14 protein-coding genes are annotated in these 11,746 nt (G+C 41.9%); 6 read left to right on the top strand and 8 right to left on the bottom strand.

The genetic code is table 11. The features are described from left to right. Nucleotides 1-12: 12 nt before the first annotated feature. Nucleotides 13-687 carry a response regulator transcription factor gene (locus tag F6K46_RS19395; protein ID WP_075897456.1) on the bottom strand — a complete coding sequence of 225 codons (675 nt, stop codon included), beginning with the start codon at nucleotides 685-687 and terminating at the stop codon, nucleotides 13-15. Nucleotides 688-907: 220 nt separating this feature from the next. Between F6K46_RS19395 and F6K46_RS19390 the strand changes: the two genes are divergently transcribed. The 6 genes from F6K46_RS19390 to F6K46_RS19365 all read left to right on the top strand — a co-directional run bounded on the left by F6K46_RS19390 (nucleotide 908) and on the right by F6K46_RS19365 (nucleotide 5,376). Next, nucleotides 908-1,615: an SDR family oxidoreductase gene (locus F6K46_RS19390; RefSeq protein ID WP_075897454.1), complete on the top strand. Its 708-nt coding sequence runs from the start codon at nucleotides 908-910 to the stop codon at nucleotides 1,613-1,615. Nucleotides 1,616-1,851: 236 nt separating this feature from the next. After that, entirely contained in the window at nucleotides 1,852-2,274 is a 423-nt protein-coding gene (locus tag F6K46_RS19385) for a FolB domain-containing protein (RefSeq protein ID WP_293060243.1), read from the top strand. Beyond that, nucleotides 2,271-2,669: a 2-amino-4-hydroxy-6-hydroxymethyldihydropteridine diphosphokinase gene (gene folK, locus F6K46_RS19380; RefSeq protein ID WP_081431096.1), complete on the top strand. Its 399-nt coding sequence runs from the start codon at nucleotides 2,271-2,273 to the stop codon at nucleotides 2,667-2,669. Before F6K46_RS19385 ends, folK begins: the two co-directional genes overlap by 4 nt. A 285-nt stretch (nucleotides 2,670-2,954) precedes the next feature. Then, nucleotides 2,955-3,614 carry an ATP phosphoribosyltransferase gene (hisG, locus tag F6K46_RS19375; RefSeq protein WP_293060240.1) on the top strand — a complete coding sequence of 220 codons (660 nt, stop codon included), beginning with the start codon at nucleotides 2,955-2,957 and terminating at the stop codon, nucleotides 3,612-3,614. Between the two features lie 453 nt (nucleotides 3,615-4,067). Further along, complete coding sequence (locus tag F6K46_RS19370; RefSeq protein WP_293117256.1) at nucleotides 4,068-4,307, top strand: hypothetical protein; 240 nt, start codon at nucleotides 4,068-4,070, stop codon at nucleotides 4,305-4,307. A gap of 295 nt (nucleotides 4,308-4,602) precedes the next feature. Further along, on the top strand, nucleotides 4,603-5,376 hold the full coding sequence (locus F6K46_RS19365) for a DUF1350 family protein (protein ID WP_293060232.1): 774 nt from the start codon (nucleotides 4,603-4,605) through the stop codon (nucleotides 5,374-5,376). Nucleotides 5,377-5,608: 232 nt separating this feature from the next. On the opposite strand, the gene F6K46_RS19360 is transcribed toward F6K46_RS19365, so the two are convergent. The 7 genes from F6K46_RS19360 to F6K46_RS19330 form a co-directional block, all read right to left on the bottom strand. Further along, nucleotides 5,609-8,116 carry a serine/threonine-protein kinase gene (locus F6K46_RS19360; RefSeq protein WP_293060230.1) on the bottom strand — a complete coding sequence of 836 codons (2,508 nt, stop codon included), beginning with the start codon at nucleotides 8,114-8,116 and terminating at the stop codon, nucleotides 5,609-5,611. Between the two features lie 166 nt (nucleotides 8,117-8,282). After that, the gene (locus tag F6K46_RS19355) at nucleotides 8,283-8,558 is read right to left on the bottom strand and encodes a hypothetical protein (RefSeq protein ID WP_293117253.1); all 276 of its coding nucleotides are present in this window, start codon (nucleotides 8,556-8,558) and stop codon (nucleotides 8,283-8,285) included. A gap of 279 nt (nucleotides 8,559-8,837) precedes the next feature. Continuing rightward, nucleotides 8,838-9,590: a hypothetical protein gene (locus F6K46_RS19350; protein ID WP_293073141.1), complete on the bottom strand. Its 753-nt coding sequence runs from the start codon at nucleotides 9,588-9,590 to the stop codon at nucleotides 8,838-8,840. 429 nt (nucleotides 9,591-10,019) lie between these two features. Further along, nucleotides 10,020-10,322, bottom strand: coding sequence for a hypothetical protein (locus tag F6K46_RS19345; protein ID WP_293060225.1), 303 nt, complete (start codon nucleotides 10,320-10,322; stop codon nucleotides 10,020-10,022). A 426-nt stretch (nucleotides 10,323-10,748) separates the two neighbouring features. Then, nucleotides 10,749-10,994, bottom strand: a complete 246-nt coding sequence (locus F6K46_RS19340) for a DUF4278 domain-containing protein (RefSeq protein ID WP_075897424.1) — start codon at nucleotides 10,992-10,994, stop codon at nucleotides 10,749-10,751. Nucleotides 10,995-11,006: 12 nt separating this feature from the next. Further along, nucleotides 11,007-11,156, bottom strand: a complete 150-nt coding sequence (locus tag F6K46_RS19335) for a hypothetical protein (protein WP_293060222.1) — start codon at nucleotides 11,154-11,156, stop codon at nucleotides 11,007-11,009. A 428-nt stretch (nucleotides 11,157-11,584) separates the two neighbouring features. Further along, the gene (locus tag F6K46_RS19330; protein WP_269086958.1) at nucleotides 11,585-11,707 is read right to left on the bottom strand and encodes a hypothetical protein; all 123 of its coding nucleotides are present in this window, start codon (nucleotides 11,705-11,707) and stop codon (nucleotides 11,585-11,587) included. Nucleotides 11,708-11,746 lie beyond the last annotated feature (39 nt).

Genomic DNA, 11,746 nt, shown 5'->3' with positions numbered 1-11,746 from the left:
AACAAATAACAATCAACCAAACCGATAACCCTTACCATAAACTGTATGGATCAGAGGTACGGAACCCTTAACTTCGATTTTGCGACGCAACAAACGAACTAGAGCAGCTAAATTGTTACTTTTTGGGATTTCCTCAGATGGCCACAAATGTTGATAAATTTGCTTGTGGGATAATAATAGACCAACATTGCTCATGAAGTACCCTAGCAGTTGGCTTTCTTTTTCCGATAGCTCAATTGGGCGTCCGTGGCGATAAGCTATTTGATTGGTTAAGTCTAATTCTATTTGTCCAACCCGTAACCGCTGGCTGGGATTGGCATCCGTCGCAGCAGAACGCCGAAGCAGAGCCCGGACTCTAGCGAGTAACTCCCGCAGTTCAAATGGTTTAACTAGATAGTCGTCAGCACCAGCATCTAATCCCATCACTCGGTCATCTACAGTGTCCTTGGCGGTTAGAAAAAGAACTGGGGTAGTGGTGTCATGCGATCGCATTTGTTGGCAAATTTCTAACCCAGACATGTGCGGTAGCATCCAGTCTAAGATTAACAAGTCATAAGCGCCAACGCAAGCTAACTCATTTCCTGAGGCACCATTGTAAGCCACATCTACAGTGTAACCTTCACGAGTTAATACCCGAGACAGGGGGTCAGTCAGCTCAATTTCATCATCTACTAAAAGGATACGCATTGATTTTGTTGATAGTTGACGGTTGACGCTTGACTATCAACACAATTATAAGACTTACGCAGCGACTTTATCTGTAGCTTGGGTTATTAACGAAGCCTACTACCTGTAGTTAACAGCCAAGTCATTGATAGACACGACAAGCTACTTGATATACTATTTTAGTTAAGATAAAGTGAATCACAGAGTAATTATAATTTAAAACCTAGAAAGATAAACCAGTATGGCTTGGGCATTGGTTACAGGTGGCACCAAAAGGATTGGTAAAGCGATCGCATTAGACTTGGCGAAACAGGGCTATGATCTAGCGATTCATTACAACCGTTCTCGCCAAGACGCGGAAATCCTAGCAGAACAGATCCAGTCCCTAGAGCGAAATTGTCGGTTTTACCAAGCTGATCTAACCTGTGACGAAGATATGCTCAATCTTTTGCCAAAGGTGAAAGCAGATGTTCCTGAGCTTGATGTGTTGGTGAATAATGCTTCCATTTTTGAACCAGCAACCCTTAAAGAAACGGAACTTGACTGGTTTGACAGTCACTTTGCTGTAAACTTTAAGGCTCCGTATTTCTTTACCCGTGATTTTGCTCGTCTTTATCAAAAAGGGAACATTATCAATATTATTGATACCAGAATCAACAAGAATGATTTTTCCTATTCTGCTTATACATTAGCTAAGAAAGCCTTGGCTAACTTAACGGAGATGGCAGCTTTAGAGTTGGCTCCAGATATTCGAGTGAATGGAATTTGCCCTGGGTGGATTTTACTTCCAGCCGGGGCAAGTGAACAGTATATCGAAACACTTAGACAAAGAGTACCCATGCATAGCCAGGGCAATGTGGATCAGATTTGTCAGGCTGTTCGCTATTTGCTCTCTAATCAATTTGTTACCGGACAGTTTTTATTTGTGGATGGCGGTCAACATTTGTAATCAACTGTAAGCCGTAAGCTTTTCAATTATAACTGATAACTGATCAGCTAATGTGCATTTAAATTGGTTATTACCCGTTCCCAGATCCGCTGTTCCCTGTTCCCTTTGAGCAAAGGTATCCCAATCTAAATGCTGAACAGCTTAACTGATAACTGATAGCTGACCGCTGATAGCTGACCGCTGATAGCTGACCGCTGATAGCTGAACACTTAATCAAGACTATATACATCAAAGATATGACACAACTTACTGATATCACATCAATAAAAGTTAATGATTTCGGGAGCAAAAAACAACACAGTTATGTTGAAGCGCTGCTGGAAATAAAAAATTTAAGACTCCGCACGATAATAGGATTTAATGACTGGGAAAGAAAAACTAAACAAGATGTTGTGATTAATATTAAGGCTGGCTTTACCCCAGGAAATTCTACAAAAAGCGATCGCGTTGAAGATACCCTAAATTATAAAACCCTAAGCAAGCGTGTAATTAAAGCAGTGGAAGAAAGTAAGTTTAATTTACTAGAAAAGCTAACCCAGATGATTTTAGATATTGTAATGGAAAATCCCCGGATAGTATGGGCTAAGGTGAAAGTTGATAAACCTTTTGCTTTGCGATTTTCCGATTCTGTGTCTATAGAATTGAGTGCTAAACGATGAATGAAGTGGTAGTGAATGAAGTAGTAGTAAGTGTTGGCTCTAACATTGAACCTGATAAAAATGTAAAACTAGCCAAATATAATTTATCAAAAACTGATAATTTTGTTAATGAATCTCGCTTTTACATAACAAAACCCATAGGCTTTACTGAGCAACCTGATTTTCTAAATGGTGCCTTTTTAATTCACACAGAAGACGGTTTTGAGACCTTTCGTCAAAAACTTAAACAAGTCGAAATTGACCAAGGGCGGGTTAAGCAATCCAATAAAAATGGACCGCGCTGTATAGATTTAGACATTGTGGTCTGGAATCGAAGGATTGTTGATCCTGACTTTTATCAGCGGGATTTCATTAAAAAAACTGTGCTAGAGCTGATTCCTGATTTAAAGGTTTAACAAATAACTAATGACGTACCCTCCGGAATCATAAGTATTCAACAGGTGCGACCCGTTCGCGTAGCGTCGGCTTTGCCGAAAGGTGCGACCCAAGGGCGATTTATTCGCCCATTGGAAAGCGCACCTTGAGCGAATTTAATTCTTAATGCTAAGAGCGCACCTAAGGATATGTCGGGTTGGTGATAATTTGAGGAGCACGGGCTTCTATAATGGAGCTTCTACAGGTATAGTTGATCTGATCAGTCAACTAATTGACCTCCTGCCAAAGCTCCCGAAGCTCCCCATATGATTACCATCGCATTACCCAAAGGCGCACTCCTAAAAGACAGCATCAAGCTACTGCAATCCGTTGGCTTAGACTTTAGTACCTTCCTAGACTCCGCCAACCGCCAACTCCAGATTCAAGACCCCAGTCAAACTGCTCAAGCTCTACTGGTACGAGCTCAAGATGTACCGGTTTACGTCGAATATGGTCAAGCTCAGTTGGGGATAGTTGGTTACGATGTGCTACGGGAAAAAGCCCCAATAGTCGCTACCTTAGGTGACTTACACTTTGGTTATTGTCGGATGTCATTAGCAGTTCGTGCAGCTAGCTCTTATCGAAGCCCTTTGGATTTGCCAGCTCATGGTCGCGTAGCCTCCAAGTTTGTTCACTGTGCTCGGGAATATTTCAATAACCTGGATTTGCCAGTGGAAATTATCCCCCTCTACGGTTCTGTTGAACTTGGTCCAATTACCGGGATGTCGGAGGCAATTGTGGACTTGGTGTCCACAGGTCGTACCTTAAAAGAGAATGGCTTAATTGAAATTGACATTTTGTATGAGAGTACAGCACGACTGATTGCCCATCCCATCAGTTATCGCCTCAATACTGATGGTATTAACAATTTGATTGAGCAGATTCGAGAGTTGACTAAGGTCAGTGCTGAATCTTTAGTGAGTTAGTGATGAGTCTTTAGTTAGTAGGGTGTGTGACTAACCCACCCTCACAAGTAGAGTTATTGCCTAAGTGCTTTAGAGTTGTGTAGCCTACACTTTTACAAAGTAATGCGATACTTAGAATATATCAGAAACGATAGACAAAGAATCAGAGTGATTAACTAATAAAGTCTCAATCTCATTCAAAATAGTTGGAAATCTATCTATAAAGTATAGCTTTTTTTATAAAATCACTAGTCCTCATCTTCTTCATCTCCCCTCTACCTATAGTTGCCTATAGACTGTTACCTCACTAGACACTTTGGGGAATTGTATGGATAAGTGCCGCTAACCAGTTTTCCTGATACTGCGCCATTAGCAGTGCTAATTGTCATGGGCACTCAAGATTTGTTCTCAACTGTGTGCTCATAATCAATCTCAACTAAACGAGGCTCAAGATGAAGGTAAAAAATACGTTAATTGCTGCTGCAACTGCTATGGTTTTCGCTTATGGTTTTCGCTTTTGCCTCAGGGTTAAATGCTCAAGAACCAGTTATTGGTGATATCAACACCGCATCAGAATTTATTACCTCGGCAATTCAAGCCTTAGCTTCTAACAAGCAAATTATTAATGAGTGCGGTAAAGAGTTAATAATTGAAGATATGACGAGTGTTACTCAAGATTTACCTAATATCGAAGCCTACCTTACACTAGGATAAATTCAATACAGGATTTCCTTCACACCTGGAGCTAATACTAATCCCAGCTACTGCGCTGGTAGCTTCAAGAGTCGCATGAAGTTAAAATTCAACGGGCGATATCTTAATCCTAGGGGTGCAGAATTATTGTCTACTCCCAACACTTATGAATTTCGACTAATGGTACCAGGTCAAGAGAATTCTGAATTGTAAATTCAGAATTCTTAACTTCTAGATATTACTAGATTAATACCATACTCTAGAGTACTCTACAAACATCTTTACAATAAAAGAAGTAAACCCTATATAGTATGGCATGGACTGGCAAGAGATATCTGGTAACTGGGTTTTAATCCCCAATCGTCCCACCGGGATTATCCATTTTCTGGGTGGGGCATTTATTGCTACAGCTCCCCAAGTAACCTACCGATTGTTACTGGAAGAATTAGCACGTCAACGGTATGCAGTGATTGCGACACCGTTTGTGAATACCCTCGACCATATTGCGATCGCACGAGATGTACTCAATCGCTTCGAGACTACTCTCAATCGCTTACAGGTAACCAATGCTTTACGGAAACGGTATCTACCCATCTATGGTATCGGCCACAGCATGGGGTGCAAACTGCATTTGTTGATTGGCAGCCTCTTCAGTGTAGAACGAGCTGGTAATATCTTGATTTCCTATAACAACTATTCCGCTGACCGTGCCATTCCCTTTGTGGAACAGTTAAACCTCAATCCTATCTTCCAGGTCGAGTTTACTCCCTCACCCCAAGAAACTAACTCTCTGATTACTCAACGCTATCAAATCCAGCGTAATTTACTGATTAAATTCACTGATGACGAGATTGACCAAAGTGTTAGCTTGACCCAAGCCTTACAGAAACGTTTTCCAAATATGGTTGTCCTACAGCGGATACCAGGAAATCATTTAACACCTTTAGGGCAAGATGTCACCTTAAACCCAGGGGCAGTGTTTACCCCATTGGATGCCGTAGGTCAGTGGGTCAAGCAAGAAGTCTATCGCGATTTAAATCGCTTGCAACGGGAAATTTTGCGATGGTTGAATCCTCTAGCAGTGGCTTAAGGTTAGCAGGTTGAAGGTTCAAGGTTACCAGGTTGCTAGGTTGAAGGTTGAAGGTTTAATCTTGAAAGTGGACACTCAACATTCAACTGCCCTATTGACTGACGACTATAGCGGTTTATAGCCTAATGAGGTACACATGATTTTTTACCTGTTCCCTGTTCCCTGTTACCTGTTCCCTGTTCCCTAAAACTCCAAAATTTGTACCTCACCTAATTAAAAACCGCTATAATCACTAGAATAAGGTTTCCTTAGACTCTAGCACTGTGGTAGATTCCGACAACGAAACAGTTTTCTGTGAACTCGAACAGTCACTATCAACCATGGTTTCCTCCTCTAGCACTGTGGTAGATTCCGACAACGGAACAGTTTTCTGTGAACTCGAACAGTCACTATCAACCATGGTTTTCTGTGGTGCTGGCACGGTGGAAGCCTCAGATTCTAGCGCTACCGATGAATCAAGGCTACTAAACGAGAATGTTGGCAAGGTTTTGGTTAAAGGTTTCAGTGCTTCTAATACCTCCTCAGCGGACTGGTAGCGACTTCGGAAGCTATAGCGCACCATTTTGTTGACCACTGTAGCTAATTCAGGACTGACCTGTGCTTTATTGAGCCAAATTACTTCTCCAGTTATGGGATCTGTGGGTAATTTGCTAGGAGTTATGCCAGTAAGCGATCGCACAGCAATCATACCTGTGGCATAAATATCACTGTTAAATCTTGGACTACCCACAGCTTGTTCATTAGGCATATAACCTTTAGTACCAATGGCGACAGTGAAATTAGTCAGGTTTCGTCTTGAATGCAATTGATTAGTAATTTCTTTAACAGCGCCAAAGTCAATTAGCACCAGCTTCTGATCTGATTTGCGCCGAATTAGATTATCGGGTTTAATATCTCGGTGAATCACACTGTGACTGTGGACAAACTGCAATACCTTTAGAATATCTACCACTATGGCAATGACGTTGGCTTCAGGAATAGGTTTCGCTGGTAACTCATCGCTGAGAGGATGACCTTTAATAAACTCTTCAACTAGATAAAATTCTTGATTTTCATCAAAATAGGCTAACAGCTCAGGGATTTGGTGATGTTTGCCCAACTTTTCGAGAATTTCTGCTTCCGTTTGAAATAACCGTCGAGCCAGTTGCCAGTGTTGAGGATTATTGCTAGCAGGTTTGAGCTGTTTGACCACACAGTGCGGATTTCCCGGTCGCTGGGTGTCTTCAGCAATAAAGGTTTCGCCAAATCCTCCAGCACTAAGTCGTTTGATGATTTGATAGCGTCCACTTAACTTAGTAGCAAATAGTTCTTCTTCCCTTTCCTCCAGCAAATTGCGTAAATCATCTTGTCCAGAGATAATTTCTTGGACAATGGGGGCAGAAACGTAATGTTTGAGAGTTTGGCGTAGTTGCTGTTTATTCTTCAGGTCTTGCATTGCTCCCATAGCGCTACAGAAAACACCACTGAGAGTTATGTTAACTATAGGGACTGCTGTAGGCAAAATTAGCCCCTCATACACGAAAAATAGATAACTGATTCCTCCCCAAGTGATTACCCCGAGCACTGTCCAGCCTAGGCAAACTTGCCATCGCTTAATCCGACTGAATAGGGACCTTACTACTGTAACCCCCAAGAAGATCAACACTCCTCTGTGGATAGGATTGGGAATTGCTTGAACAATGGTACGACCTTCGAGTAGTGTTGCGATCGCATTAGCATTGATTTCTACCCCAGCCATTCTATCGGACACAGGAGTCCGATGAAAATCTGGTAATGAGCTAGCAGTTGGTCCAATTAACACAATCTTGTCTTGGAAATACTTACCATCGTCTAGGCGAGTCTGCCAGCGATTATCATCTAAGACATACCAGAAGGGAATAGATCTAAATGCATCCGAACCGTAGAAGAAAATATTCTCTGGTTTGGGCTTCGTCTTCAGTCCTGATTCCTGAGCAGCTGCCAAGGTAGCCTCATTAAAGGAAGGTACTGTAAAAATCAGCTGATCAGATGTTTGTGCCAATTCTGGATTATTCTTAGCCCAAACTTTGGGAAACTGATTGGCTAGACGATAGATTCTGCCATCTGGCTCAATGGGATAATTAATCGAACCTACAGATAGCTGGGGTGTCTCAAACAAAGAATTTGGCTTAACTAGCTTGATAGCCTCACCTTCAACAGTTTCGTAAGTATCATATATAGCGGCCAGAGTAACCTTTTCGCCATAATTTTCCAGCACCTCTGTTAACCGTTTATCATCTGCCTCACCGTAACTACTGGGACTATCTAACACAATACTGACGGCAACAGACTTAGCTCCAGCAGCCATTACACGCTCAATCGCTTTAGCATAAGCAGCTCGTTTCCAGGGCCAGCTCTTGATAAGTTCTAAATCAGTTAGTGCTTGAGACTCATCATTATCATCATAGGATTGATTTAAATTCAGAGACTCCTCATCAATTGCCAAAATCACTATATTGTCTGGGCCAGTCACCGGACCCCTAAGTTTAAAAAACCAAGTTTGGGTTTGTTTTTCCATCCGTTGCACTCCCTCCCCATCCCGAGCTGTTGAAATTGCTCCGAATAGGGGAAAAAAAACAGCTAGTAGGAAACCTAATCTAGCTGGTTTTAACGGAGTGTTATCCTGTGATGATGTATCTTTCTTTGTAGAAATATCTGTATACTGATTTGGTGTATGGGAAGGAATAATCTTCCCGAACCACCCCCTAGGATTAATAAACATTGTGAGTATTTTACTCGTTTATTATCTATAGTATCGAAATCAATTTATTAGCTGCATAAAGATTATTAAAGCCTGTTTAAAAAATTGGTTAAGGAATACCCAAATAGGACTTACGTCAAACTGGAAACCAAACTCTATAAATAGTAGGGTGCCTTAATAAGGCACCCTATATAGCAAAGGGAACAGGGAACAGGGAACAGGGAACAGGGAGCAGGGAGCAGCGGTGCAGCGCGGTCTTGGGGAGGCAGTGCGGTCTTGGGGAGGCAGTGCGGTCTTGGGGAGGCAGCGCGGTCTTGGGGGTTTCCCCCATGAGCGACTGCCGTGGTTCCCCCCATGAGCAACTGCCGTGGTTTCCCCCATGACGGCGTTGCTGATTCTGGGTATGGTTTTGCCCCCCTAACCCCCCAATTCTGGGGGGAATAAGACGTTCAAAGTCCCCCAAAATTGGGGGATTTAGGGGGCTTTAACATGCACCAGATGATTGCGCATTCATTCCTTAATTCAGCAACGTCCCCATGACCGCGCTGCATCAAGACAAAGCTTGGGAAATCGGTAATTGGTAATCGGTAATTGGTAATCGATAATGACTAATGGCTAATGGCTAATTGCTAATACCAATTTTATCTCCCCATCTCCCCATCTCCCCATCTCCCCATCTCCCCATCTCCCGACACTTCCTACTCCCTACTCTCTATTTCCTAAAATATGAATAAAATTGGTATTACGTCATCCCAACCCGTTTGGTTCTTAGAGTAACGTTAACCCCTTCAGTGGATTGTTCTAATACTAATAATGGCGTTGGTTTTGCCTTTTGATCCCAACGCATGCAAACAATACGTCCTTGAATTGTTGGTTGCCAGGTATCATTTTCTGCATCTGGACTAAGAAATGTTTCTATACAGTCAATAATTTGGCTAACGGTTGCCGAGGTGCGTTGAGTGGGTAATTTCATTAATTTAACTTGAATGCGGAAAAGCACTCCCACACTGCGTTTACCTCGAATTTCTGTCTCGTACTTAACATCAAATGTTTCATTAATTTGACGACCTGACGTACTAGCGACACCGATAACATTTCTAGAGTCTTGAGTAGGTCGTAATGCTATACTGATTAACTGTTTTATTCTAATTTTAATTTGATTGATAACTGCAAAGTGGAATACTTCTTCTTCCATTCGCATTCTGAGGTAATCCAGATTAAATTCCCGCGAGTGAACCAAATCAGGATTGGATTCCATTTTCCGGATAGTATTAAGCGCCAGCTTTAACTTTTTCCGAAGATCAGCAGTTTTATACTGCTCCAATTTCAGCTTTTTGTCCTTATCCTTGAATTGGAGCTTACCATACACCACTAATCCAATCACCACTAAAGCTAGTCCAATAGACACAAACATCCAATGATTCAAACTCCCCAGTTGCCCAGCAGAGACAGAAGTCTTGGGAATGGTAGATGGAGGTGAGGATGCAATTTTCACAGGTACATAAACCTGAGTCCGTGATTCTCTGAAGATGAGATGATGGGACATAGTTACTATCGAATAAAACGCAAAACCTCTTAACTAGTATTACCTTAGGGTGGATATCGGAAAAAATTTGTAAGCACCTGCTACTATTCGCTTCTGAATCAGTTAGTCATAGACAAATGCTAATTCGCAGTATCTAAATATAGATTTGTGTTTGATAGGTTTGTATTTGATAGGTTGTTTTGCCTACGATTTTTAATTTTACTCTATCATAGAGCTTAGATTTTATCTAACTCCAATAGGTTAGGCCTCGATCCTAGGGGGACTTATTCCCTTTTAGTTACCTTTGAGGTTGATGTGTCCGTTTTACTTCCAGAAGACTGTTGTAAAAGACCTTGTGACTAATTCCTTCGCCGAGTGACTTCTGCTTTTTATCCTGATTTAAGAAGTTGAAGGCACGGTTTCTAAGGAACCAGAGGGAGTGTATTGGAGTGTCGATTTTGCAGGAGCGGTGATCAGTTTGCCATCCTCAGGTGCGACCCGTGGCGAATTAAATTCGCCAAGTAAGAGCGCACCTATTAGAATTGGTGCAAGTTTTTCTGCCTTTATCTTAGCTCCATAATTCGACTTGTTGACAATATTTTTTACTTTCTTTCGGAAGCCTTTGTCATTCTCCTGAGAAGGAGTGCTACGGAACTTCCCTTGTCCACTGCAGGGGTGGAGCTTCCAGCCATATCCATCCATGGCCTTTGGGCCACGCTACGCGAACGGTGATTAGTTTCGACTAGTTAGTCTTTGGGTACTAACCTATATCATAACCTGGTGTTCGCCACCAGTTTCTAGCTATAAGGAGGCGCACTAGCTGAACCAATCATCCAGAGGTTGTCCTCAGCAGAAGCGTCCCAAGGATATAACGGGCTTTCCGCACCCCTACGGGAAGGCATCCAAAGCATCTATAGTATTGTGCCAAGTATTGTGGCAATTTGGGTAAGCAATTGAAGCCTTTTCCATGGAAGCCTTTTGCCTTAGTTTAGTAATAGTGTTGCTATGGTAGATTACCCAAAGCCTAACTTAAGGAAGAATTTCAAGATACTCTATAGCTTATGTATGTAAGCATTCAGCTAAGGCCAATTTGCGCTATAGCTGATGCAGGACAAGCCAATAGCTTAGCTATTTAGAACAAGGATGCTTAACTCCGTAATGTTGCTTAGTAAAATCAATCGGTTTACCCCAAAGAACGTGAAGATAATATGCCCCACGATACTTTAATTTGGCGATCGCTTCCGGTAAAAGCACACCGTTGAGCTTTGGTTGTCGCCAACGGACACCACGATACTTACCAACAATTTTTTCTGATTTCATCTCAAAAGTTACCGGTTCATTTTCATAGGTAATACCACGGTAAGTGAATTTCATTATTTGATCCTCTTAATTGTTTGTTTTATCTGTAATTGACCACTCCAATTCAGAGCCTATACTTAGATAATTACCGAAAGTTAGACTAACGGAACAGTAAGCATTCAGCCTAGAGCTATCAGCTATCCGCTGATTGTTCGCGTAGCGTGGCCCAAAGGCCAAGGTTGTGGAAGATAACTCATATACTCGCTCCCCTCAGCCAAATTTGTAAGTTTTCATTTATTGAAAAACTGACTGTTGAAGTGCTGATAGCTCAATGGTTATAAGTAACAAATCTGGTTGACTGACTTTACTCCTAAAACCCTTGATTTTATGTAGAGAGCAGTTGAGGAGTAGCGAAACCAAAGCAAATTATTGCCAAGGTTGGTTTCACTATGTTAAAATAACCTCTGGCAGATAAAAAAGTCACTCAACCAGGTAAAAAATTTACCGAAACAGCAATAAAATTAACTATGATCCTGATGATACCCAAGCTTCTGTAGCTTGGACTATCAATCAGGCTTGCTCCCTTACCTACCTTCTTATTGGTTAGTTGATAATCAGGACATTAGAAAATTTGGCTATGGGATGTTTTGTTGGGAAACCAGCGATTAGCCCATTTTGCTGATAGTGTGGCAATACGTTCGCGTAGCGGCTCCATTCGCGTAGCGTGGCCCATTCGCGTAGCGTGGCCAATAGGCCAAGGCCAAGGAGCATCGCATCACTAATGCCATAACTAAGGGTACACAACCCCCGCCATTACCTGTCTTTTT

Source organism: Moorena sp. SIO3E8, from assembly GCF_010692445.1.
GTDB classification, from domain to species: domain Bacteria; phylum Cyanobacteriota; class Cyanobacteriia; order Cyanobacteriales; family Coleofasciculaceae; genus Moorena; species Moorena bouillonii.
The sequence above is the reverse complement of the archived record's forward strand: the minus strand, read 5'-3'. Positions and strand labels throughout refer to the sequence as shown.